Source organism: Pseudomonas sp. Irchel 3E20, assembly GCF_900187645.1.
Lineage (GTDB): Bacteria > Pseudomonadota > Gammaproteobacteria > Pseudomonadales > Pseudomonadaceae > Aquipseudomonas.
The window spans coordinates 402,321-425,396 of the sequence record NZ_FYEE01000001.1 but is presented as its reverse complement, the minus strand read 5'-3'; the positions used below and the strand labels follow the sequence as shown (position 1 = coordinate 425,396).

The window sequence follows — 23,076 nt, the reverse complement described above, 5'->3', positions numbered from 1 at the left end:
TGTGCGCCAACCTACCAGCATGTGTAGGATGCGATCCCTTTGCCACTGCCGAACGCGCCCTCGTTCAACAGCCCAAGGGACCCGCTCTCGTTATGTCATCGCGTAAATTTGGACTCAACCTGGTGGTTGTGCTGGCCATCGCCGCCCTGTTCAGCGGTTTCTGGGCGCTTATCAATCGCCCAGTCAGCGCCCCCGACTGGCCTGCACAGATCTCCGGTTTTTCCTACTCGCCCTACCAACAGGGGCAGTACCCGCAGAAGCACCAATACCCCACCAACGAGCAGATGCGCCGCGACCTGGAGATGCTCAGCAAACTCACCGACAACATCCGCATTTATTCGGTGGACGGCGCCCTGGGCGAGATTGCGACCCTGGCCGAAGAGTTCGGCCTGCGGGTGACCCTGGGCATCTGGATCAGCAAGGACCTGGCGCGCAACGAGCGGGAAATCCTCAAGGCCATCGACATCGCCAACCACTCGCGCAGCGTGGTGCGGGTGGTGGTGGGCAACGAGGCGGTGTTTCGCCGTGACATCAGCGCCGACGACTTGATCGTGCTGCTCGACCGGGTGCGCGCCGCCGTCAAAGTGCCGGTGACCACCTCCGAGCAGTGGCATATCTGGAAGAACAACCGGCAACTGGCCCAACACGTGGACCTGATCGCCGCCCACATCCTGCCCTACTGGGAAAACGTGCCGGTGGATGAGGCAGGGCAGTTCGTCATGGACCACGCCCAAGCGTTGAAAAAACTCTTCCCGAAAAAGCCCCTGCTGCTTTCCGAAGTGGGTTGGCCGAGCAACGGCCGCATGGGCGGCGGCGCCGACGCCACCCCGGCCGAGCAGGCGATTTACCTGCGCAGCCTGGTCAACCGCCTCAACCGCCAGGGCTACAACTACTTTGTGATCGAAGCCTTCGACCAGCCGTGGAAGGCCAGCGACGAAGGCTCGGTGGGCGCCTATTGGGGCGTGTTCAACGCCGCGCGCCAGCAGAAATTCAACTTCGAAGGCCCGGTAGTGGCCATCCCCCAATGGCGCGTGCTGGCCATCGGCTCGGTGGTGCTGGCGTTGCTGTCGCTGACCCTGCTGATGATCGACGGCTCGTCACTGCGCCAGCGCGGGCGCACCTTCCTGACCTTTATCGCGTTTCTGTGCGGTTCGGTGCTGGTGTGGATCGGCTACGACTACAGCCAGCAATACAGCACCTGGTTCAGCCTCACCGTGGGCTTTTTGCTCGCGCTCGGCGCGCTGGGGGTGTTTATCGTGCTGCTGACCGAGGCCCATGAATTGGCCGAAGCGGTGTGGACCCACAAGCGCCGCCGCGAGTTCCTACCCGTTGAGGGAGCTTCACCCTACCGGCCCAAGGTGTCGATCCACGTGCCTTGCTACAACGAGCCGCCCGAGATGGTCAAACAGACCCTCGATGCCCTGGCCGCCCTCGACTACCCGGACTACGAAGTCCTGATTATCGACAACAACACCAAGGACCCGGCTGTGTGGGAGCCGGTGCGCGACTACTGCGCCAGCCTGGGCCCGCGCTTCAAGTTCTTCCACGTCGCGCCCCTGGCCGGGTTCAAGGGCGGCGCGCTGAATTACCTGATCCCCCACACCGCCGCAGACGCGCAGGTGATTGCGGTAATCGATTCCGACTACTGCGTACACCCCGACTGGCTCAAGCACATGGTCCCGCACTTCGCCGACCCGCAGATCGCGGTGGTGCAGTCGCCCCAGGACTACCGCGACGCCCACGAGAGCACCTTCAAAAAGCTCTGCTACGCCGAGTACAAGGGGTTTTTCCATATCGGCATGGTCACCCGCAACGACCGCGACGCGATCATCCAGCACGGCACCATGACCATGACCCGCCGTTCGGTGCTGCAAGAGTTGGGCTGGGCCGACTGGTGCATCTGCGAAGACGCAGAGTTGGGCCTGCGGGTGTTCGAGAAAGGCCTGTCGGCGGCCTATTCCCACACCCGCTACGGCCAGGGCCTGATGCCCGACACCTTTATCGACTTCAAGAAACAGCGTTTTCGCTGGGCCTATGGCGCAATCCAAATCATCAAACGCCACAGCGCCAGCCTGCTGCGCGGCCAAGGCAGCGAACTGACCCGCGGCCAGCGCTATCACTTCCTCGCCGGGTGGCTGCCGTGGGTGGCCGATGGCATGAACATTTTCTTCACCGCCGGTGCCCTGCTGTGGTCAGCGGCGATGATTATCGTGCCGCACCGGGTCGACCCACCGCTGCTGATCTTTGCCATCCCGCCGCTGGCGCTATTCGTATTCAAGGTGGGCAAGATCCTGTTCCTCTACCGCCGCGCGGTGGGGGTGGACCTCAAGGACGCGTGCTGCGCAGCCCTGGCCGGGTTGGCGTTGTCCCACACCATCGCCAAAGCGGTGCTGTATGGTTTTTTCACCCGCAGTATTCCGTTTATTCGCACGCCCAAGAACGCCGCCACCCACGGCTTCTGGCGGGCGATCTCGGAGGCCCGCGAGGAGCTGTTCATCATGCTGCTGTTGTGGGGCGCGGCGCTGGGCATCTGCCTGGTGCAAGGCCTGCCGGGCAATGACATGCGCTTCTGGGTGGCCATGCTGCTGGTGCAATCGCTGCCGTACCTGGCGGCGCTGGTCATGGCGTTTCTCTCATCCCTGCCCAAACCTGGGCCGGCGAGCGCATAAAACCACCGAACGGCGGCCAGTGGCCGCTGTTTTGCTATAAGATTACGGCCCTTTGTGCGCCTCGCCCCCAAGGCCTGCCCGCTGCCACAGCGAGGCGCCAGCGGTTTTATTCAGCCTTGTGCCCATACCCTGTTTCCCGGAGTTCTCCATGACGGCCCACGCCGACCTTTCGCCCACCCTGCAACTCGCCTGTGACCTGATCCGCCGCCCGTCCGTGACGCCGGTCGACGCTGACTGCCAGAAGCTGATGATGCAGCGCCTGGGCGATGCCGGTTTCCAGTTGGAGCCGATGCGCATCGAGGATGTGGATAACTTCTGGGCCAGCCACGGCAAGCACGATGGCCCGGTGCTGTGTTTCGCCGGCCACACCGACGTGGTACCCACCGGCCCGGTACAGGCCTGGCAGATCGACCCGTTCGACGCAGTGATCGACGAGCACGGCATGCTCTGCGGGCGCGGCGCGGCGGACATGAAGGGCAGCCTGGCGGCCATGACCGTGGCCGCCGAGCGGTTTGTGGGCGACTACCCGGACCACCGGGGCAAAGTCACCTTCCTGATTACAAGCGATGAAGAAGGCCCGGCCCACCACGGCACCAAAGCCGTGGTCGAACGCCTGGCCGCGCGCAAGGAACGCCTGGACTGGTGCATCGTCGGCGAGCCGTCGAGCACCACCCTGGTGGGTGATGTGGTCAAGAATGGCCGGCGCGGCTCCCTCGGCGCCCGCCTCACGGTGCGCGGTGTGCAGGGCCACGTCGCCTACCCACACCTGGCGAAGAACCCGATCCACCTCGCCACCCCAGCCCTGGCGCAATTGGCCGCCGAGCATTGGGACGATGGCAATGCGTTCTTTCCGCCCACCAGTTTCCAGATCTCCAACCTCAACTCCGGCACCGGCGCCACCAACGTGATCCCCGGTGAACTGGTGGCGGTGTTCAACTTCCGCTTCTCCACCGAGTCCACAGTCGAAGGCCTGCAAAAACGCGTTGCCGATATCCTCGACCAACATGGCCTGGACTGGCACGTGGACTGGGCGTTGTCGGGCCTGCCATTCCTCACCGAACCGGGCGCGCTGCTCGACGCGGTGTCGGCGAGCATCAAGCAGGTCACCGGCCGCGACACCCAGGCCTCCACCAGCGGCGGCACCTCGGACGGGCGCTTCATCGCCACCATGGGCACGCAAGTGGTGGAACTGGGCCCGGTCAACGCGACCATCCACCAGGTCAACGAGCGGGTTCTGGCCAGCGACCTCGACGTGCTGACCGAAATCTACTACCAGACCCTCGTCAAGTTGCTCGCCTGATGCTCACCTGCCCTATCTGCACCGCGCCGCTGGCCGAGGTCGACAACGGCGTCGCCTGCCCCGCCGGGCACCGCTTCGACCGCGCCCGCCAGGGTTACCTGAACCTGCTGCCGGTGCAGCACAAAAACAGCCGCGACCCGGGCGATAACCTGGCGATGGTCGAGGCGCGCCGCGACTTCCTCAACGCTGGGCATTACGCCCCGGTGGCCAAACGCCTGGCGCAACTGGCCGCCGAGCGCGCCCCACGGCGCTGGCTCGACATCGGTTGCGGCGAGGGTTACTACACCGCGCAAATCGCCGATGCCCTGCTGCGCGCCGACGGCTATGCCCTGGATATCTCCAAGGAAGCCGTCAAACGTGCGTGCAAGCGCAACCCGACGCTGACCTGGTTGATCGCCAGCATGGCCCGCGTGCCGCTGGCGGACGCCAGTTGCCAGTTCCTGGCCAGCGTGTTCAGCCCCCTCGACTGGCAAGAAGCCAAGCGCCTGCTCAGCCCCGGCGGCGGCCTGATGAAAGTCGGCCCCACCCGCGGCCACCTGATGGAGCTGCGCGAGCGCCTGTACGACGAAGTGCGCGAGTACACCGACGACAAGCACCTGGCCCTGGTGCCCGAGGGCATGAGCCTGCAACACAGCGAAACCCTGGAATTCAAGCTGCACCTGGCCAACCCCCAGGACCGCGCCAACCTGCTGGCCATGACGCCCCACGGCTGGCGTGCCAGCGCCGAACGCCGCGCCGAGGTCATCGACCAGGTGGCGCCGTTCGAGGTCACCGTGTCGATGCGCTACGATTACTTCGTTTTGTCTTAACCCCTAAATTCAAGGGCCCGGGCCGTTGCCTGGGCACGCAAAATCCGCGAGTGGATTTTTCAGACCCGCAGTGAGGACGTCCATGCGCCAACCCGATATCGAGATTTACCTCAAAGACACTGACACCGACTACAAGGCCATCGCCGCGTGGCTCGGCGCCGCCCTGGGGCCGTGCACCGACTGGGTGCAAAAAGGCCAGACCTACAAATGCCGCGCCGGCAACGTGCCGGTGACCTGGCTGCCCAAAGCCGTGGGCAAGTGGAACAGCCTGCACCTGGACAGCGACCAAACGCCGTGGGACGACGACATCGCCTGCGCCCGTGCCGCGTTCGCCGCGCTGAACGTCGAAGTGCGCTGCGCGCCAGGCAGTTGGGTCGAGGAGGAAGGCGAGGAAGCGGCCGACCGCTGGATTCGCATCAGCAGCGACGGTGAAGAAGAAATCACCTGGAAAACGGCCTAACCTCTGCCATTTACCGGCAACCTCTGTGGGAGCGGGCCCTGCCCGCGATAGCGGTGGGTCAGCACTCATTGATGCTGAATGGGCCGCGCTCATCGCGAGCAGGCTCGCTCCCACAGTGGGTAATTGCCTGACCGCGCAAAACTCCACTTCAGTGGAGTTTTTTTTGCCCCGGATTTATGGCTGCAACTGCTGCGGCGTTTCTTCGCCCATGCAGCGCACGGCGCGCTTCTTGTTGTTGACCAGCACACCGGTCAGGCCTTTTTGCTCGGTGTCGAACAACACCAGCACGCCATCGATGCACTGCGCCACTTCGGCGGCCGGTTGCAGGGAGATCTTGTAGTCTTCGCCCGGTTGGGTCTTGAGCATGGTGAAGTCGTTGAGCAGCAGCGCGTCTTCGGGCTTGGCGAAGTGCAGGTAGCCGTAGTACCACAGGCACGCCACGGTGCCGATGATGCTGCAGACACCCGTGATAATCAGGGGGATGGCGTTACGTTCTTCACTCATTGCGGACTCTCTGAAGGTTCAATTGCAGGATTCGTGGGCGGCGGATAGTTCGGCACTTCGGCCAGGCGGCGCAAGCCGTTGAAATGCTGCGGGTCATCCAGGTAACGCAGCATCACGGCGCGCCAGACCGGGTCGGCGAACGTCTGCACGTGGCCACCGCGGGTCAGTTGCAGGACCCTGGGCGGGGGCGCAGCTTGATACAGTCCGATGCCGTTGGAAAGAGGCACGATAGGGTCATCGAGGCTGTGGTAGATCAATTTCGGCACGGTGCCCAGGCGCGGCGCGGCGTAGATCGCACTGTCGGCATCCGGCACCAGCCAAGACAGCGGCACTTGCAGCGGCCACGTCAGCCAGGACGTGCCCAAGGCGAAGCGCCCGACCGCACGGTAGCTGGCCGGCACGCCATCGAGCACCAGGGCCTTGAGCTGGCGCTCGCGCTCGGGGTGCGCGGCCAGGTAATGCACCGCCAGCGCCCCGCCCAGGCTCTGGCCCAGCAGCACCAACGGCTTGCCCTGGACCTCGGGCGCCGCGTCCAGCCAGGCGAACGCGGCGTCGATGTCTTGGTAGATCGCCGGCAAACGCGGCGTGCCCTCGGACACGCCATAGCCGCGGTAGTCCAGCAGCAGCACTTGATAGCCTTGCTCGGGCAGCCACCAACTACCGCCCAGGTGCGCCGCCAGGTTGCCACCATTACCGTGCAGGTGCAGCACCGTGCCCTTGACCGCCACCCCCGGCTTGGCCGGCAGCCACCAGCCGCGCAGGCGCACGCCATCGGCGGTGGTCAGGTTGACATCGCGGTACGCCAGCCCCGCTTTGGTCGGGGTGAACGGCAGGCCCGGCTCGGGGTAGAACAGCAGCGAGCTGCAACCGCCCAGGGCCAACAACAGGCACAGAATGCCGAGGGTTCTCATCCGGTGACGCCTCGTGAAAGGGGTGGAAAGACAATCGCGTAAAAGCCTCAGCGTTCTCCTGTGAAAACGACGCTGGCGTGGGAGCGGGCTCGCCCCCTCTCACAGACACAAGAAAAAAATCCCACATAGAGCCAGCAAAGAACTCACAGGATATTGGAGTAATCCGCCTCGATCCGGTCCAGGCTCAGGTGGTTGAGGAAGTTGGAGAAGCACATCCACGCCGACAGGGCATTCATGTCGCGGAACTGGTCGGGCAAGTACTTGGGCGGCACCACCAGGCCTTCGTCCACCAATTGGCGCAGGGTACGCATGTCCTCCAGGGTGGTTTTGCCGCAAAACAGCAGCGGCACCTGCTCCAGCTTGCCTTTGCGCACGGCCAACTGAATGTAGTTGTAAACCATGATGAAGCCCTTGAGGTAGGACAAGTCCTTGGTGAACGGCAGGCCATTGGGCACCGAGCCACGGAAAACCCGACTGGCGTTACCGTAGCTTTCCGCCATCTCGAAGCCCTGCTCGCGGAAGAACTCGTACACCTGCAAAAAGTCCGCGCCCTCCTCCACCATGTGGATGGCACGGGTGCGGTTGGTCAGTTTGCGCAAGCGGCTGGGGTAGGAAGCGAAGGTGATGATTTCCATCAGGATCGCCAGGCCTTCCTGGGTCACGGTCGAGGACGGCGGGCCTTTGGACAGGAAGGTGCAGATCGGCTGGTTCTGGCCGTTGAGGGTAGTGCCCACGTGCACCAGGCCTTCGTGGACTTCCAGGGCGCGCACGTCGCGCTCGTTGAACATGGCGTCGGTGCGGATCTTGATGTAGTCGGCGCCGGCCGCCGCGTCCGCGACAATGCCGTCGGACTCGAACACCCGGATGGTTTCCTCGGCTTCGCCAAACACCTTGTTCAGGCGGCTTTGCAGCAGGCTCACGGCTTGCTTGGCGCTGAGCAGCTTGGGTTCGTCCTTGAGGTCGCCGCGCCCGTCGATGTTGTTCAGGTAATCGGACAGCATCAGGCCCAGGTCGGCCAGGGTCGGGTCGCCGGCGTGGAAGGCATCGGAGGCGGCGCCATACAGCTCCTGGGATATCAGGCCGAAATCCTCGGTGCCGCGCGCTTCGAGCATGCGCACCACCATGCGGTATTCCTTGCACATGCGCCGCATGATCTGCCCGACCGGGTTGAACTGGCCCAGTTGCCGGGTGATGTCGCGCTCGATGTTCTGGAACTCCAGCTTGACCTTGCTGGAGTCGAACGCCAGCGGCCGGCCCAGGTAGTAGTCACGGTCCACGGCGGGCATTTCCTTGCCCTTGGCCTTGAGAAAGCCCCGGCGGATGTTGTCGTCCCACTTCACCGCATCCAGTACGCGGATCGGCGTCTGCGCCATCACGATGCGATCAGACAAGGCGCGTATCGTTTGCTGGTAATCGTCCACCCGAAACTCCTCTGAATGCTTTACGGCTTGGCGTTGGCTGGGCGTTTGTAGCGGGCCACTTCGACAAAGGCGTCGGCGTTGGCCGGGTCATCGAGGTAGGCGAACACCTGCGCCATGGGGCTTTGGACTGCCAGCCCCGGGCCTTGTTCGGTGTCCAGCGGCGCGCCCTTGAGCAGGCCCCGCGCCGCGGCATCGCCGATTGCCTCAAGGTCGAGACTGTAGACCACCAATTCGTGGTCTTCATTGAGTTCAAAGCCTGCCAGGGTGAAACCGCCACCATAGGCGGCGGGCACTTTGCCCCAGGCGTACCAGCGCACATCGTGGCGGGTCACGGTAAAACCGTAGGCTTCGCGCTCCCGGGGGCGGGCCCGGGCGTAACTGACCGCTTGGTATTGGTCCTTGCCGACGCGGCTCAACTCCAGGTTGAGGGGCTCGCCCCAACTGTTCTTGCTGGTCCATTTGCCCAGCAAACCGGCCGGCAGGGCCTGGTGCTCGGCCATCGGTTGGGTGAAGGTCACCAGGCAGCCGCCTAGCAGCATGAAGGCCAGGGTCATCAGCAGCACACGCCAGGTTTTCATTGGTTTCTCCTGATTGCCCCCACTCGGCGCCCTAGGCCGAGGCCAGCACCAAGTGCATGTGGCGCTTGAGGATGCCGAGCATTTCTTCTTCGGCTTGTGGCTCAGGGCCATTAAGCAGGCCCTGATACTCCATCCGTCCGATAATCGCCGTCAACACTTTGGCATCCTGCTGTGGCTCACGCGACCCCAGCACCTGGAAAAAATGGCAAGTGCCCTGTAGGAGAATTTGCTGGTGCGAGCGCACCAACAGCGCCAACCGTGGGTTGAGCAGGGCTTCCTGGCGAAACGCCTGCTCGGCCATCAGGTGCTCGCGGCGGGTGTGCAACTGGTGCTGCACGTAGTCGGCGGTCAGCCGCGCGATGTCGTCGGCCAGTTGGCTGCGCGCCGCCACGCTGCCATCGCCAAAGGCGACCATCTCGCGCAGCAGGCCTTCGTTGTTGGCCCACAGCTTGGCCATGAAGGCCGCACTGCGTTCCACGTATTGGGCGAAGGTATCGGTGAGCAGGTCATCGATATCCTTGAAGTAGTAAGTGGTCGCCGACAGCGGCACCGCTGCCTCGGCGGCCACGGCACGGTGGCGTACCGCTCGCACGCCATCGCGCACGACGATGCGCATCGCCGCATCGAGAATGTCCTGCCGACGCTGCTCACTGCCCTGGCGGCTGGGCTTGCGCCCCTGGTACTGAACGCTTTGCGCGACCGCAGTGGCAACGCCAGCTGCACCTTCTTGAGCAATTGCAGGGTTCACGGCAGGTCTTCCTCTTTACGGTCGGATAGGTAACAAGTTGATACGTTTGTTCCATTCAGGCAATAAAAAGCCGCCCGGCAAGGCTGATATCGGCCAAACCAGGCAAACCCTGAACGGCGCTGTAGCAAGCGGGCTTGCTACAGCGCGGGTTGCCTTGGCTGGTTGATATCAGCCCGCTGTAGGCGGCGGGGGTGCAGTCGCGTCAGGCTTGCGGGCGCATGTGCGGGAAGAGGATCACGTCGCGGATCGACGGGGAGTTGGTCAGCAGCATCACCAAGCGGTCGATGCCAATGCCTTCACCGGCGGTCGGCGGCATGCCGTATTCCAGCGCGCGGACGAAATCGGCGTCGTAGTGCATGGCTTCGTCGTCGCCGGCATCCTTGTCAGCCACCTGGGCCATGAAGCGCTCGGCCTGGTCCTCGGCGTCGTTGAGCTCGGAGTAGGCGTTGGCGATTTCACGGCCGCCGATAAACAGCTCGAAGCGGTCGGTGACATTCGGGTTGTCGTCGTTGCGGCGCGCCAGCGGCGAGACTTCAAACGGGTATTGGGTGATGAAGTGCGGCTGTTCCAGCTTGTGCTCCACCAGTTCCTCGAAAATCATCACCTGCAACTTGCCCAGGCCTTCAAAGCCCAGCACCTTGGCGCCGGCCTGCTTGGCGATGGCACGGGCCTTGTCGATGTCGTTGAGGTCATCGGCAGTCAGTTCAGGGTTGTATTTGAGGATCGAGTCGAACACCGACAGGCGCACGAACGGCTCGCCGAAGTGGAACACCTTGTCGCCGTAGGGCACGTCGGTGCTGCCCAGCACCAGTTGCGCCAGCTCGCGGAACAGTTCTTCGGTCAGGTCCATGTTGTCTTCGTAGTCGGCGTAGGCCTGGTAGAACTCCAACATGGTGAATTCGGGGTTGTGGCGGGTCGAGACACCTTCGTTGCGGAAGTTGCGGTTGATCTCGAAGACCTTCTCGAAACCACCGACCACCAGGCGCTTGAGGTACAGCTCGGGGGCGATGCGCAGGAACATTTCCATGTCCAGGGCATTGTGGTGAGTCTCGAACGGCTTGGCCGCCGCACCGCCGGGGATGGTTTGCAGCATGGGCGTCTCGACCTCAAGGAAGTCGCGGGCCATCAGGAAACTGCGGATGTGGGCGATCACTTGCGAGCGCACGCGGAAGGTCTGGCGTACTTCTTCGTTGACGATCAGGTCAACGTAGCGCTGGCGGTAGCGCTGCTCGGTGTCGGAGAGGCCGTGGTGCTTGTCCGGCAGCGGGCGCAGGGATTTGGTCAGCAGGCGCACGCTGGTCATTTCCACGTACAGGTCGCCCTTGCCGGAACGGGCCAGGGTGCCTTCGGCGGCAATGATGTCGCCCAGGTCCCAGGTTTTCACCGCGGCCAGGGTTTCTTCGGGCAGGGTCTTGCGGTTGACGTAGACCTGGATACGCCCGGTCATGTCCTGGATCACCATGAACGAGCCACGGTTGAGCATGATGCGACCTGCCACCTTGACCGGGATCGCCGCTTCGGCCAGTTCTTCCTTGGTCTTGTCGGCGTACTGCTTCTGCAAGTCTTCGCAGTAGGCGTCGCGACGGAAGTCGTTGGGGAAGGCGTTGCCCTTGGCGCGCTCGGCCGCAAGCTTTTCCTTGCGCAGGGCGATCAGGGAGTTTTCTTCCTGTTGCAGGGCTTGGTCGAGTTGTTGGTCGCTCATGTCTTTAAAGATTCCATCACAGGTTCGTTGCCCCCAGCCTGCGGCTGGGGATCGCGGGCAAGCCCGCTCCCACAGGGAGCGCGCCATGCCCCGTATTGCGGACTTACAGGCCTTGTTTGAGGCTGGCGATCAGGTATTCGTCGATATCGCCGTCGAGCACTTTGTCGCAGTCGCTGCGCTCGATGTTGGTGCGCAGGTCTTTGATGCGCGAAGCGTCCAGCACGTACGAGCGGATCTGGTGGCCCCAGCCGATATCGGACTTGGTTTCTTCCAGAGCCTGAGACGCGGCGTTGCGCTTTTGCACTTCCTGCTCATACAAACGAGCCCGCAGCATTTTCATGGCGGTGTCTTTGTTCGCATGCTGGGAACGTTCGTTCTGGCAGCTGACCACGGTGTTGGTCGGTACGTGGGTGATACGCACGGCCGAGTCGGTGGTGTTCACGTGCTGGCCACCGGCGCCGGAGGAACGATACGTATCGATCCGCAGGTCGGAGGGGTTGATGTCGATTTCGATGTTGTCGTCGATTTCCGGCGACACGAACACGGCCGAGAACGAGGTGTGGCGACGGTTGCCGGAGTCATACGGGCTCTTGCGCACCAAGCGGTGCACGCCGATCTCGGTACGCAACCAGCCAAAGGCGTATTCGCCCTTGATGTGCACGGTGGCGCCCTTGATCCCGGCGACTTCGCCGGCGGACAGTTCCATGATCGTGGCGTCGAAGCCACGCTTGTCGGCCCAGCGCAGGTACATGCGCAGCAGGATGTTGGCCCAGTCCTGGGCCTCGGTGCCGCCGGAACCGGCCTGGATATCCAGGTAGGCGTTGTTGGCGTCCATCTCACCGCTGAACATGCGACGGAATTCGAGTTTTTCCAGGGACTCGCGCAAGCGCTCGACTTCGGCGGCTACGTCATCGACGGCAGCCTGGTCTTCTTCCTCGGCGGACATCAGCAGCAGGTCCTTGGCATCGGCCAGGCCACTGTGCATTTCATCCAGGGTTTCTACGATCTGCGCCAGCATCGAACGCTCGCGCCCCAGTTCCTGGGCGTAGGTTGGGTTGTTCCAGACACTCGGATCTTCAAGCTCGCGATTGACCTCGGTCAGGCGCTCATGCTTTTGATCGTAGTCAAAGATACCCCCGAATAGTTTCGGAGCGCTCGGACAGGTCCTTGATACTGTTAAGGATCGGGTTGATTTCCATGGCAGGCAGCACTCGTTGGCGAACTTTTGAAAGCCGGCGAGTATAAACGCAATCAGCCCACAGCGGCAGCCCGCCTGGCAGCCGATAGGCAAATCAATCGGCCACAAGCGCACGGTGCCCGTCGTCAATGCCTTGGGCGGCAAACAGCCCGCTGCGGCTCGAACACCTACAGCAACTTCCCTGCTTATTCGCAGTAAGCAGATACGCTGCTGCATATGTAGGAAACAATAACCCGCACTAGAAGACACTTCGCACAATAACCGTTATTGCACTAAACCTAGGTTTTTCCTAACACTATTCAGGCAAGCAATAACACCCGCCAACAAATCAGGAAAAAGTTGCGCATAACAACTACTGCCTATTTTCTGACTTACTCAACGGAGGAAAATAAAAGTGTTCGACATCAACCAACACCGACACAATTATTTCTACAACCTTGAAACCGTGATTGACGGCATCATTCCCGATGCGCTGTGCGACACCCTCAGAGAACGGGCCAACGCTATTATCCAGGCCAATAAAGTTGACCTGGTTCGGCATGAAAGCCTGGGCACCGATGCCGTATCGGACTTGGGGGGCGCTTATAACCATCACATCTTCAAGGGCAGCGATATCCGTCAGCACTTTCCCGAACTCAACGCGGTGTATCACTCGCTGGTACCGCTGATAAGCCTTATCACCCACACGGACACCGTGGTGTCGCCCTACCCGGCGTCGGATATCAATATAAAAGCCTACCCGCCCGGCGGCGGAACCCTGGGGCTGCATTACGACACCAACGGCATCACGGTATTGCTGTTCCTGACCACCAACCATGAAGCGCCGTTGCGCATGCAGGTCGAACGCTCCCACCCGAGCAAGAAGCAACCCTGGGTCGAACACCGCAAGATCTTCGCCAAGAAGGGTTCACTGCTGGTCATGCAGGGGCGCAAGAGCCTTCACGACAGCGAGCCCACGGTGACCGAACAGAAGCTCTCGGTGGTGTACAACTACTACGAGCGCCACGACACCTACCGCCACGAAGACTTCGATAATTTCGTCTACTACGGCATCAAGCCCAAGACCCTGGAACCCGAGCAGACCGCCTAGGCGATACCAGCACTGCACTGGGCGCCAGCGGCTCATCGCCGGCGCCGCGTCTAACCACAACCTGTGGAACCTTGCATGAAGTTAAAAAAAATCGATCTGTTGGCCGGCGTATTGGTGACCGTGATCTGGGGCTGTAACTTTTCCGTGATCGGCCTGGGGCTCAAGTCCCTCGACCCTTTTCTACTGACCCTGCTCAGGTTTTTCCTCTGCGCCATACCCCTGGCCCTGTTCATCAAGAAGCCGCCGAACATCGGTTACCGCACCTTGGCGTTATATGGCGTGCTGTTTGGCGCCGGGTTGTGGTGGGTGGTCAACTTTGCCATGTATAACGGCCTGTCGCCGGGCATGTCTTCGGTGTTCTTGCAGTTCAGTGCGTTTTTTACCATCGTGCTAAGTAGTCTATTTCTTAAAGAAAAGATTAACGCCGTGCACGGGGCCGGTATGTTACTTGCCGGTGCCGGGTTATTGATGATGTTGTACTTGGCCGAACAATCGTCCACCACGACGGGGATCTTGTTGGTGTTATTGGCGGCACTTTCCTGGTCGCTGTGCAACCTCATCGTCAAAGTCAAAAAACCGCAGAGCATGATCGCGTTTATTGTCTGGTCGAGTTTATTTTCGGTGCCGGCGATTTTAATCATGACCCTGTTTGCCGAAGGGTTGCGCCCATTTCGCAATTTGCTCGACGACTTCACTTGGGGTGCGGGCTTTTCGCTGTTTTTCCAGAGTTACATCACCACGATCCTGGGCTACTGGGTGTGGAACAACTTGATGAAACACTACCCCGCGTCGCTGGTCGCACCGTTGTCGCTGATCGTTCCGGTGTCGGGGGTGCTCACCTCCTACCTGTTTTTCGATGAGCGCCTGAGCCCCGCCCAAGGGCTGGCGATTGCGCTGGTGCTGATCGGCATTGCGATCTTCATCAATTCAGAGCGGATTGCCCGGCGCTTTATCAAGGCCACGCCCGGCACCGCCTCGCCCCTGTGAGTGCCGCACGCCAGCCACAGGGCGGGCGGTCACTCAACGCCCACCCGGTTGCGGCCGTTGTGCTTGGCCAGGTACAGGCCCTTGTCCGCCGCCGAGATCAGCTGCCGGCAATCGCTGCCCTGCTGTGGGGTGATGGTGGACAGGCCGATGCTGATGGTCAGGCTCGCGCCTTCGGTGGGGGCGATGTGGGGGATTTTCAGGGCGGCGACGGTCTGGCGTAGTTTTTCCGCCACCAAGCGCGCACCGCCGGGCGAGGTGTTGGGCAGCACCAGCACGAACTCTTCGCCGCCGTAGCGGGCCGGCAGGTCCGAGGGGCGGCTGCTGGCATCGCGAATGGCCAAGGCCACTTTGCGCAGGGCTTCGTCGCCCTCCAGGTGGCCGAAGGTGTCGTTGTAGGTTTTGAAGTAGTCGACGTCGATCATCAGCAGCGACAACTGGGTCTGGTCGCGCATGGCGCGGCGCCATTCCAGTTCCAGGTATTCGTCGAAGTGGCGGCGGTTGGACAGCCCGGTCAAGCCGTCGGAGTTCATCAAGCGTTGCAGCACCAGGTTGGTGTCGAGCAACTGCTGCTGGCTGACCCGCAGCGCCCGGTACGCGGCGTCACGCTGCAACAGGGTCATGAAGGAGCGCGAGTGATAGCGGATGCGTGCCACCAGTTCGATGTTGTCCGGCAGCTTGACCAGGTAATCGTTGGCCCCGGCCGCGAAGGCCGCGCTTTTAATCATCGGGTCTTCCTTGGTGGAGAGCACGATGATGGGGATGTCCTTGGTGGCCGGGTGGTTGCGGTACTCGCGCACCAGGCTCAGGCCGTCCAGGCCGGGCATGACCAGGTCCTGGAGGATCACCGTGGGCTTGATGCGAATCGCCTGGGCAATGGCCTGGTGGGGGTCGGAGCAGAAGTGAAAGTCGATGTTCTCTTCATTGGCCAGCCCACGCCGCACAGCTTCGCCGATCATCGCTTGGTCATCGACTAACAACACCATGGCGGCATTTTCATCGTTCTTGAATTCGTCGAGCTGTAAGTTATGCATGTGCGGTCACCTGAAAGACTACGTGGCCAAAAAAGCAGTAATTGTCGGTCATTGGGCAAATATCTCCAGCAAACGTGGGGCGATCCTGTCCAGCGGGCAGATCTCCACGGCGGCGTCGATGGCGGCAGCAGCCTTGGGCATGCCATACACCGCGCAACTGTTCTGGTCCTGGGCGATGGTCAGGTAGCCCTGCTGGCGCATCAACTTGAGCCCTTGGGCGCCGTCGCGGCCCATGCCGGTAAGCAAGACACCCACGGCATCGCCGTTCCAGTAACTGGCGACGCTCTCGAAAAACACGTCGATGGACGGCCGGTAGATCTCGTTGACCGGCTCGGCGGTGTAAGCCAGGGTGCCGTTTTTCAACAAGCGGATATGGTGGTTGGTGCCGGCCAGCAGCACGGTGCCGGGTTGCGGCGGCTCGCCCTCGCGGGCCAGGCGCACCGTCAGGCCCGAGGCGCTGCTCAGCCATTCGGCCATGCCTTGGGCGAACACCTGGTCCACGTGCTGCACCAGCACGATGGCGGCGGGAAAGTTGGCCGGCAAGCCCTTGAGCAAGATTTCCAGGGCTGCCGGGCCACCCGCCGACGAGCCGATGGCCACCAGGCTCTGGCGCTGCACCATGGTGCGCAGGGGCTTGGGCTCGGCGCGCACGCGGCTGCCGCTCTGGCCCACCAGCCAACCGATATTGAAGATCTTGCGCAGCAGCGGCGCGGCGGCCTCCTTGGCATTGCCGCCGCCGATGGCCGGTGTATCGACCACATCCAGCGCGCCGTGGCCCATGGCCTCGAACACGCGGTGGACATTCTGCTGGCGATCGACGGTGACGATGACGATGGCGCACGGGGTTTCGGCCATGATCCGCCGCGTGGCTTCCACGCCGTCCATCACCGGCATTATCAGGTCCATCAGGATCAGGTCTGGGGTCAGCTCGGCGCAGCGCTGCACCGCTTCCTGGCCATTGCTGGCCACCCACACCACTTCATGGGCGGGCTCGAAGGCCAAGGCGCGGCGCAGGGCCTCGATGGCCATGGGCATATCGTTGACGATGGCGATTTTCATGCGTGGGCTCCTCCGATGAGCTCAACCACAGCATCGAGCAGGGCGTCGTCATGGAAGCTGGCTTTGGCTAGATAGTAGTCGGCCCCAGCGTCCAGTCCACGGCGACGGTCTTCTTCACGGTCCTTGTACGACACCACCATCACCGGCAGTGACTGCAAACGGTTGTCGCGGCGCAGCAGGGTGACCAGCTCGATGCCGTCCATGCGCGGCATGTCGATGTCGGTAATCAGCAGGTCGAAGTTCTCCGAACGCAGGGCGTTCCAGCCGTCCATGCCATCGACCGCCACCGCTACGTCGTAACCGCGGTTGAGCAGCAACTTGCGCTGCAACTCGCGCACGGTGAGGGAGTCATCCACCACCAGCACGCGCTTGCGTGCCACTTGGGCCACGTGTTGGCTGTGGCGGGCGATACGTTCCAGGCGCCCGGTGTTGAGCAGTTTGTCCACCGAACGCAGCATGTCTTCGACATCGACGATCAGCACCACCGAGCCATCGTCCAGCAGCGCCCCGGCGGAAATGTCCTGGACCTTGCCCAGGCGATCGTCCAGGGGCAGCACCACCAGGGTGCGCTCGCCGATAAAGCGTTCCACCGCCACCCCATACACCGCATCGCGCTCGCGGATTACCACGACCTTGAGGGTTTGCGCGGCGTTTTGCGCGGCCGGGCGTTGCAACAGCTGGCTGGCGGCCACCAGGCCGACATGGCGGCCTTCGTGCCAGAAGTGCTGGCGGCCTTCGACCTGCACGATGTCGTCCGGCTCCAGGTCGCACATGCGTTCGATGTGGGCCAGCGGAAAGGCGTAGGCCTCCTCGCCCACTTCCACCACCAGGCTGCGCACCACCGAGAGGGTCAGCGGCACTTCCAGGTGGAAGCGGCTGCCCTGCCCCGTGGTCTGCTCCAGCACCACCGCACCGCGCAGTTGGCGCACCATGTGCTGCACCGCGTCCAGGCCGACGCCGCGCCCGGACAGTTCGGTGACCTTGTCCCGCAGGCTGAAGCCCGGTAGGAACAGGAAGGTCAGCAACTCTTCTTCGCTCAACTGGGCGGCGGTTTCGGCCGGGGACAACTGGCGCTCGATGATGCTGCGGCGCACCCGGTCCAGGTCGACACCGTTACCGTCGTCACTCAGTTGCAGCACCAGCAGCCCGGCCTGGTGGGAAGCGCGCAGGCGGATCAGGCCTTCGGCGGGTTTGCCGGCCAACAGGCGCTGCTCGGGCATTTCGATGCCGTGATCCACCGCGTTGCGCAGCAAATGGGTCAGAGGCGCTTCGAGTTTTTCCAGCACGTCACGGTCGACCTGGGTTTTTTCCCCTTCGATCTCCAGGCGCACTTGCTTGCCCAGGCTGCGGCCCAGGTCGCGGACCATACGCACCTGCCCCGCCAGCACATCGGCGAAGGGCCGCATGCGGCAGGCCAGGGCCGTGTCATAGAGCACCTGGGCGCGTTGGCTGGCCTGCCAGCCGAACTCATCCAGCTCGGCGGCCTGTTCGGCCAGCAGTTGCTGGGATTCGGCGAGCATGCGCCGGGCATCGCTGAGCACTTCCTGGGCTTCGAGGCTCAGTTCGTGTTCCTTGAGGTGTACGTTGAGGCTTTCCAGGGCGCGCAGGCCGTTGTTCTGCATGCGCTTGAGGCGCTGCAACCCGGTCAGCCAGGGCTTGAGGCGCTGGGTTTCGACCAGGGATTTGCTCGACAAATCCAGCAGGCTGTTGAGCCGCTCGGCGGTCACCCGCAACACCCGCTCGCCGCCCTCGGTGACGGTGCGCGTGCCACGGCCCCGCTCCACCGTGGGCGCCGGCATCTGCGCTTCGCGCAGCAGGGTATCGAGCACCGGCGCCTCGGGGGGTGGTTCGCTGGGTTCCGGCGCCGCGGACACCGCGGACACCGTGGACACCGTGGACACCGCGGACACCGTGGGCGGCGCGGGCACGGGGGCGGCGGCCGGGTCGAGCAGGCGCTCCATCAGGCCCACATAGGCCTCGATATCCGCCGGCGCCAGGCTATTGCCCGGCGTGGCGATGCGCATCAGGTAATCGGTGCCTTGCAGCAAGGCGTCGATGTGCTCCGGGCGCAGCAGCAGGCGCCCTTCCTGGGCACTGACCAGGCAATCTTCCATCACGTGGGCGACGCTGACCCCGGCGTCCACGCCGACGATCCGCGCCGCGCCCTTGAGGGAGTGGGCGGCGCGCATGCAGGCTTCGAGCTGGTCGGCCTGGGTCGGGTTGCGTTCCAGGGCCAGCAGCCCGGCGTTGAGAACCTGGGTCTGGGCGTCGGCTTCCAGGCTGAAGAGTTCCAGCAACGAGGCGTCGCGCATCTGATCGGGGGTCATGTCAGGCTCCGGGTCACGGCGGCCAGCAGTTGCTCTTCATCGAGCCAGCGCAGGCTGCGGCCCTTGAAAGGCAGCACGCCACGGGTGTACTTGGCGCTGGCCTGGGGGCCGGGCACCGAGGCGGCGTCGAGGGCGTGCTGGTCGATGGCGTGGATGCCATCCACCTCATCCACCGGCACCACCACCGGGCCACCGTGGGCGGCGATGATAAGCATGCGCGGCGTCACCCGCCCGCCGGCCGAGGCCACGGGGGCGGGGTCCAGCCCCAGCAGCTCCACCAGCGACAGGCACGCCACCAGCGCGCCGCGCACATTGGCCACGCCGAGCAAGGCCCGCGAACGCTGGTGCGGCAGGGAGTGAATGGGTTGCTGCGGCGCCACTTCCACCAGGCAACGGGTCACCAGGCCCAGCCACTCTTCGCCCAAGCGGAACATCAACAGCGAGCGGGTGACGACGTCGGCTTCCTGCTCGGCGCCGGCGTGGTGGTCTTCCTGTTGCAGGGTGTAGCGGTCGAGCAGGCGCGTGGCGGCGGCCGAATACACCGCGCAGTTGCGGCAATGGATATGGTCGGCCAGCAAGGGGCAGGTTTTGTCGCCATGGATGCCGATACGGTTCCAGCAGTCATCGATGGCCTGGGCATCGGCGCAGGTGACGTTCAACGCAGCGGATTGACTCATCGTTTACGCTCACTGTCGGCGCCGCGCTCACTGCGCGCGGCACGTTGCTGCAATCGGCGGGCCCCCGCCTCGTCGCCCTGGGAAGCCAACAGGGCGGCCAAGTGCATCAGGGCTTCGGCGTGTTGCGGGTCCAGGTACAAGGCCTTGCGGTAAAAGCCCTGGGCCTGCAGCGCGCTACCGGCCACGTCGCTGAGCAGGCCGAGCCAGTAGAACACCTGGGCCACCGGCTCGTGGCTGCGCAAATACTGTTCACAGGCGCGCTGCGCTTCGCTGCTTTTCCCTTCATTGGCCAGGGCAGCGATGGTGGCGAGCAAGGCCTGGGCATCGCTGGCCGGGGCCACGGGCTTGCTCACCGGGCTGGCGGGCGCGCTGCTGATAAAGGGCCGCGCCCGCACAGGCAAGGGTGCCGGGGCGCGAATCGGCGGCGGCACCGGCAAGGGTGTGGGCACAAAGCGGGGTGCAGGTTCCACGGCGGTGTGGCGGCTGAAGGCAAAAGACTGGGCAATGCCAATCGAACGCATGCCCAAACGCCCCAGCAGGCTGCCTTCGGCCGGGCCGATGAACAGCACGCCGTCGGTGTGGGTCAGGCGTTTGAGCACCTCGAACACCTGCTGCTGGGTGGGCTGGTCGAAGTAGATCAGCAGGTTGCGGCAGAACACGAAATCAAAGGGCGCTTCATTGGCCAGCAAGGTCGGGTCGAGCACGTTGCCCACGTTCAGCGCCACTTGCTCGCGCACCCGCGCACTGAGCTGGTAGCCGTCCGCCCCGGCGCTGAAGTAGCGCTCGCGAAAATCCCCCAGTTGCCCACGGAACGAGTTCTTGCCGTACACCGCGCGCTTGGCCCGCTCCACCGACAGCGGGCTGACATCCAGGCCCTGAACCTTGAACTGATGGGGCGCCAGCCCCGCATCGAACAGCGCCATGGCGATGGAGTACGGCTCCTCGCCCGTGGAACACGGCAGGCTGAGGATGCGCAGCGCACGCATGTTGTTCAGCTCGCCCAAGCGCTTGAGGGCCAGTTTGCCCAGGGCGGCGAAGGATTCGGGGTAACGGAAGAACCAGGTTTCGGGGACGATCACCGCTTCGATCAACGCCTGTTGCTCGTCCCGCGAGCCCTGCAAGCGTTGCCAATACTGGTCGCTGCTCAGGCCCTCGGCCGCCAGGCTGCGCTGGCGCACGGCGCGCTCGATGATTGCCGGGCCGACGGACGCCACGTCCAGGCCGATGCGCTCTTTGAGGAAGTCGAAAAACCGCTGGTCGCTGCTCATGGCTGCGCCTCCAACGGATCGAGGCCCGTTGCCTGCGCGGGGAACAACAGCCCCCGCACGTCGTCATCCAGCAGGTCGGCGACACGGATCCATTGCACCAGGCCCTCTTCGTCCTGGCGCACCGGGCCCAGGTAGCGGGCAGCGGGGTTGTCCAGGCCATAGGGCTGGAAGTCTGCCGGGTTGCAGCGCAGGGTATCGGTGGCCTGTTCGAGCACCAGCCCCAGCACTTGGCCGGGGCGGTAGTTGACCAGCACCCAGCGCGTGCTGGTGCGCGCCTGGGCCGGGTGGCCGAAGGCCAGGGCACTGAGGTCGATCACCGGCACCACCACGCCGCGATGGCCGAACACCCCGGCGACCCAGGCCGGGGCCCGGGCGATAGGCTTGAGCGGCAGGCGCGGGAGCACTTCCAGCACCTCGGTGGCCTTGAGGGCAAAGCGTTCGTTGGCAATGCGAAACAACAGGAACAGCGCCGCGCTGGCGCCCTGTTTGAGCGCGCTCTGGCTCATCAGACTTTGAAACGCGAGACGCCGCTGCGCAGCCCCACCGCGACCTGGCTCAACTCGTCGATGGCGAAACTGGCCTGGCGCAGGGATTCCACGGTCTGGCTGCTGGCATCGCCCAGTTGCACCAGCGCATGGTTGATCTGCTCGGCGCCAGTGGCCTGGGCCTGCATGCCTTCATTGACCATCAGCACCCGCGGCGCCAGGGCCTGGACCTGATGAATGATCTGCGACAGTTGCTCGCCCACCTGCTGCACCTCGGACATGCCGCGGCGCACCTCTTCGGAGAACTTGTCCATGCCCATTACCCCGGCCGACACCGCCGACTGGATCTCGCGCACCATTTGCTCGATGTCGTAGGTGGCGACGGCGGTCTGGTCCGCCAGGCGTCGCACTTCGGTGGCGACCACGGCAAAACCGCGGCCGTACTCACCGGCCTTTTCGGCCTCGATGGCGGCGTTGAGGGACAACAGGTTGGTTTGGTCGGCCACCTTGACGATGGTCACCACCACTTGGTTGATGTTGCCGGCCTTCTCGTTGAGGATCGCCAACTTGGCGTTGACCAGGTCGGCGGCGCCCATCACCGAGTGCATGGTGTCTTCCATGCGCGCCAGGCCTTGCTGGCCGGAACCGGCCAAAATCGAGGCCTGGTCGGCGGCGGTGGAGACTTCAGTCATGGTGCGGACCAAGTCTCGGGAAGTGGCAGCGATCTCCCGGGAAGTGGCGCCGATTTCCGTGGTCGTGGCCGCCGTTTCGGTGGCGGTGGCCTGTTGCTGCTTGGAGGTGGCAGCGATTTCCGTCACCGAAGTGGTGACCTGCACCGATGAGCGCTGGGCCTGGGACACCAGGGCCGTGAGCTCGGCCATCATGTCGTTGAAGCCGGTTTCCACGGCGTTGAATTCGTCCTTGCGCGCCAGGTCCAGGCGCCCACTGAGGTCGCCGGTGCGCATCACGTCGAGGATTTCCACGATGCGCTTCATCGGCGCCATGATGGTGCGCATCAGCAGCCAACCGCACAGGCCGGCGGCGATCACCGCCAGCAGCAGGGAAACGCCCATGCTCACTTTGGCGGCCGTGACCGCATCGCCAATGGCATTGGTGGCGCTGGTGGCCGACTCGCGGTTGTGGTCGATGACCCCGTTCAGATGCTGGCGCCCGGCTACCCAGGCGGGGGTCAATTCGTTGTCCAACGCCGCGCGGGCCTGGTCGTAGGCCTTGGCTTCGTACAGCGCCAGCACATTGTTCAGGGCTTTGTTGAAGGCCTGGTGGCGCTGCTCGAATTCATCGAAGGAGGCTTTGTCGAGCGCATCGAAAATGGTGCCGTGATAGTTGGCGATTTCCTGGTTCAGCCGCGCCTCGAAACTGGCGTAGGCGGCCTTGTCGGCTGGGGTCAGTTCGCGGCGGTCGGACAGGCCGACGATCTGCTGGGTCAGCACGTAGCTGTCGACCCAGGCGCTGCGGATCATCGAGCTGTAATAGACCCCCGGCACCGCGTCGGCGCGGACCATTTCTTCGCTGGACTCGATCTTCAACAAGCGGGAATACGAGACCACCACCATCAACAGCATGATGGCAATGATTACCGCAAAGCTCGCCAAAATGCGTTGGCGCAACGTCCAGTTCTTCACAGTCAGTCCTCGGGGGGCGTTCAAATGGGGGGGAGTATAGCCGAGGCGGTGCCATCATTAAGCACGCGGATGTGTGGTGGCGCAAAAGTCCGCACAAAAAACCTGGAATAGGCTCTGGATCGGGGGTTTGGTCGGGGTTTAGGCGTTTTTTTAAGGTGCCGATACGGCCCTGCGGGAGGGGGTAATGGCCATTGCCAGGCCATTAATGG

At 63.5% G+C, this 23,076-nt stretch carries 20 protein-coding genes; 6 read left to right on the top strand and 14 right to left on the bottom strand.

The genetic code is table 11. From position 1 onward, the window contains the following. The first annotated feature begins 92 nt into the window (after window positions 1-92). The 4 genes from CKW13_RS01795 (at window position 93) to CKW13_RS01780 (ending at window position 5,238) form a co-directional block, all read left to right on the top strand. Window positions 93-2,669, top strand: a complete 2,577-nt coding sequence (locus tag CKW13_RS01795) for a glycosyltransferase (protein WP_095106361.1) — start codon at window positions 93-95, stop codon at window positions 2,667-2,669. A gap of 148 nt (window positions 2,670-2,817) precedes the next feature. After that, on the top strand, window positions 2,818-3,969 hold the full coding sequence (gene dapE / locus CKW13_RS01790; protein ID WP_095106359.1) for a succinyl-diaminopimelate desuccinylase: 1,152 nt from the start codon (window positions 2,818-2,820) through the stop codon (window positions 3,967-3,969). After that, window positions 3,969-4,778: a putative RNA methyltransferase gene (locus CKW13_RS01785; protein WP_095106358.1), complete on the top strand. Its 810-nt coding sequence runs from the start codon at window positions 3,969-3,971 to the stop codon at window positions 4,776-4,778. The genes dapE and CKW13_RS01785 overlap by 1 nt, the downstream gene beginning before the upstream one ends. An 82-nt stretch (window positions 4,779-4,860) precedes the next feature. After that, the gene (locus CKW13_RS01780; protein ID WP_095106357.1) at window positions 4,861-5,238 is read left to right on the top strand and encodes a hypothetical protein; all 378 of its coding nucleotides are present in this window, start codon (window positions 4,861-4,863) and stop codon (window positions 5,236-5,238) included. A gap of 174 nt (window positions 5,239-5,412) precedes the next feature. On the opposite strand, the gene CKW13_RS01775 is transcribed toward CKW13_RS01780, so the two are convergent. From CKW13_RS01775 to prfB, 7 genes are all read right to left on the bottom strand, one after another. Then, window positions 5,413-5,742 (bottom strand): hypothetical protein, encoded by a 330-nt coding sequence (locus CKW13_RS01775; RefSeq protein WP_095106355.1) that lies wholly within the window; start codon window positions 5,740-5,742, stop codon window positions 5,413-5,415. Further along, window positions 5,739-6,653 (bottom strand): alpha/beta hydrolase, encoded by a 915-nt coding sequence (locus CKW13_RS01770; protein ID WP_095106354.1) that lies wholly within the window; start codon window positions 6,651-6,653, stop codon window positions 5,739-5,741. Before CKW13_RS01770 ends, CKW13_RS01775 begins: the two co-directional genes overlap by 4 nt. 143 nt (window positions 6,654-6,796) lie before the next feature. Beyond that, window positions 6,797-8,026: a flavohemoglobin expression-modulating QEGLA motif protein gene (locus CKW13_RS01765; protein ID WP_256576498.1), complete on the bottom strand. Its 1,230-nt coding sequence runs from the start codon at window positions 8,024-8,026 to the stop codon at window positions 6,797-6,799. A 68-nt stretch (window positions 8,027-8,094) separates the two neighbouring features. After that, entirely contained in the window at window positions 8,095-8,652 is a 558-nt protein-coding gene (locus CKW13_RS01760; protein WP_095106351.1) for a hypothetical protein, read from the bottom strand. A gap of 31 nt (window positions 8,653-8,683) precedes the next feature. Then, window positions 8,684-9,400: a TetR/AcrR family transcriptional regulator gene (locus CKW13_RS01755; protein WP_095106349.1), complete on the bottom strand. Its 717-nt coding sequence runs from the start codon at window positions 9,398-9,400 to the stop codon at window positions 8,684-8,686. 202 nt (window positions 9,401-9,602) lie between these two features. Beyond that, on the bottom strand, window positions 9,603-11,102 hold the full coding sequence (gene lysS, locus CKW13_RS01750) for a lysine--tRNA ligase (protein ID WP_095106347.1): 1,500 nt from the start codon (window positions 11,100-11,102) through the stop codon (window positions 9,603-9,605). Between the two features lie 103 nt (window positions 11,103-11,205). Then, a protein-coding gene (prfB, locus tag CKW13_RS01745) for a peptide chain release factor 2 (protein WP_141233936.1) occupies window positions 11,206-12,301 on the bottom strand; the annotation gives its coding sequence in 2 pieces (ribosomal slippage) (window positions 11,206-12,228 and window positions 12,230-12,301; 1,095 coding nt in all). Window positions 12,302-12,694: 393 nt separating this feature from the next. Between prfB and CKW13_RS01740 the strand changes: the two genes are divergently transcribed. After that, the gene (locus CKW13_RS01740) at window positions 12,695-13,390 is read left to right on the top strand and encodes a hypothetical protein (protein ID WP_095106345.1); all 696 of its coding nucleotides are present in this window, start codon (window positions 12,695-12,697) and stop codon (window positions 13,388-13,390) included. A gap of 75 nt (window positions 13,391-13,465) precedes the next feature. Continuing rightward, window positions 13,466-14,377, top strand: a complete 912-nt coding sequence (locus tag CKW13_RS01735; RefSeq protein WP_095106343.1) for a DMT family transporter — start codon at window positions 13,466-13,468, stop codon at window positions 14,375-14,377. Between the two features lie 29 nt (window positions 14,378-14,406). On the opposite strand, the gene CKW13_RS01730 is transcribed toward CKW13_RS01735, so the two are convergent. The 7 genes from CKW13_RS01730 to CKW13_RS01700 are packed head-to-tail and all read right to left on the bottom strand — an operon-like array spanning window position 14,407 to window position 22,867. After that, complete coding sequence (locus CKW13_RS01730) at window positions 14,407-15,408, bottom strand: PleD family two-component system response regulator (protein WP_095106342.1); 1,002 nt, start codon at window positions 15,406-15,408, stop codon at window positions 14,407-14,409. Window positions 15,409-15,456: 48 nt separating this feature from the next. After that, window positions 15,457-16,467 (bottom strand): chemotaxis response regulator protein-glutamate methylesterase, encoded by a 1,011-nt coding sequence (locus CKW13_RS01725; protein WP_095106341.1) that lies wholly within the window; start codon window positions 16,465-16,467, stop codon window positions 15,457-15,459. Beyond that, window positions 16,464-18,794: a hybrid sensor histidine kinase/response regulator gene (locus CKW13_RS01720; RefSeq protein WP_095106339.1), complete on the bottom strand. Its 2,331-nt coding sequence runs from the start codon at window positions 18,792-18,794 to the stop codon at window positions 16,464-16,466. The genes CKW13_RS01725 and CKW13_RS01720 overlap by 4 nt, the downstream gene beginning before the upstream one ends. Then, on the bottom strand, window positions 18,791-19,471 hold the full coding sequence (locus CKW13_RS01715; protein WP_095106336.1) for a chemotaxis protein CheW: 681 nt from the start codon (window positions 19,469-19,471) through the stop codon (window positions 18,791-18,793). The genes CKW13_RS01720 and CKW13_RS01715 overlap by 4 nt, the downstream gene beginning before the upstream one ends. Beyond that, window positions 19,468-20,739, bottom strand: a complete 1,272-nt coding sequence (locus tag CKW13_RS01710; protein ID WP_095106331.1) for a protein-glutamate O-methyltransferase CheR — start codon at window positions 20,737-20,739, stop codon at window positions 19,468-19,470. Before CKW13_RS01710 ends, CKW13_RS01715 begins: the two co-directional genes overlap by 4 nt. Then, a complete protein-coding gene (locus tag CKW13_RS01705) occupies window positions 20,736-21,245 on the bottom strand; it encodes a chemotaxis protein CheW (RefSeq protein ID WP_095106327.1) in 510 nt (169 codons plus the stop codon). The genes CKW13_RS01710 and CKW13_RS01705 overlap by 4 nt, the downstream gene beginning before the upstream one ends. Beyond that, the gene (locus CKW13_RS01700) at window positions 21,245-22,867 is read right to left on the bottom strand and encodes a methyl-accepting chemotaxis protein (RefSeq protein ID WP_095106324.1); all 1,623 of its coding nucleotides are present in this window, start codon (window positions 22,865-22,867) and stop codon (window positions 21,245-21,247) included. Before CKW13_RS01700 ends, CKW13_RS01705 begins: the two co-directional genes overlap by 1 nt. Between the last annotated feature and the right edge of the window lie 209 nt (window positions 22,868-23,076).

Coding starts and splice junctions, on each gene's coding strand:
- CKW13_RS01795 (WP_095106361.1), top strand. CDS start 93: ATGTCATCGCGTAAATTTGGACTCAACCTGGTGGTTGTGCTGGCCATC.
- dapE (WP_095106359.1), top strand. CDS start 2,818: ATGACGGCCCACGCCGACCTTTCGCCCACCCTGCAACTCGCCTGTGAC.
- CKW13_RS01785 (WP_095106358.1), top strand. CDS start 3,969: ATGCTCACCTGCCCTATCTGCACCGCGCCGCTGGCCGAGGTCGACAAC.
- CKW13_RS01780 (WP_095106357.1), top strand. CDS start 4,861: ATGCGCCAACCCGATATCGAGATTTACCTCAAAGACACTGACACCGAC.
- CKW13_RS01775 (WP_095106355.1), bottom strand. CDS start 5,742: ATGAGTGAAGAACGTAACGCCATCCCCCTGATTATCACGGGTGTCTGC.
- CKW13_RS01770 (WP_095106354.1), bottom strand. CDS start 6,653: ATGAGAACCCTCGGCATTCTGTGCCTGTTGTTGGCCCTGGGCGGTTGC.
- CKW13_RS01765 (WP_256576498.1), bottom strand. CDS start 8,026: ATGGCGCAGACGCCGATCCGCGTACTGGATGCGGTGAAGTGGGACGAC.
- CKW13_RS01760 (WP_095106351.1), bottom strand. CDS start 8,652: ATGAAAACCTGGCGTGTGCTGCTGATGACCCTGGCCTTCATGCTGCTA.
- lysS (WP_095106347.1), bottom strand. CDS start 11,102: ATGAGCGACCAACAACTCGACCAAGCCCTGCAACAGGAAGAAAACTCC.
- CKW13_RS01735 (WP_095106343.1), top strand. CDS start 13,466: ATGAAGTTAAAAAAAATCGATCTGTTGGCCGGCGTATTGGTGACCGTG.
- CKW13_RS01730 (WP_095106342.1), bottom strand. CDS start 15,408: ATGCATAACTTACAGCTCGACGAATTCAAGAACGATGAAAATGCCGCC.
- CKW13_RS01725 (WP_095106341.1), bottom strand. CDS start 16,467: ATGAAAATCGCCATCGTCAACGATATGCCCATGGCCATCGAGGCCCTG.
- CKW13_RS01720 (WP_095106339.1), bottom strand. CDS start 18,794: ATGACCCCCGATCAGATGCGCGACGCCTCGTTGCTGGAACTCTTCAGC.
- CKW13_RS01715 (WP_095106336.1), bottom strand. CDS start 19,471: ATGAGTCAATCCGCTGCGTTGAACGTCACCTGCGCCGATGCCCAGGCC.
- CKW13_RS01710 (WP_095106331.1), bottom strand. CDS start 20,739: ATGAGCAGCGACCAGCGGTTTTTCGACTTCCTCAAAGAGCGCATCGGC.
- CKW13_RS01705 (WP_095106327.1), bottom strand. CDS start 21,245: ATGAGCCAGAGCGCGCTCAAACAGGGCGCCAGCGCGGCGCTGTTCCTG.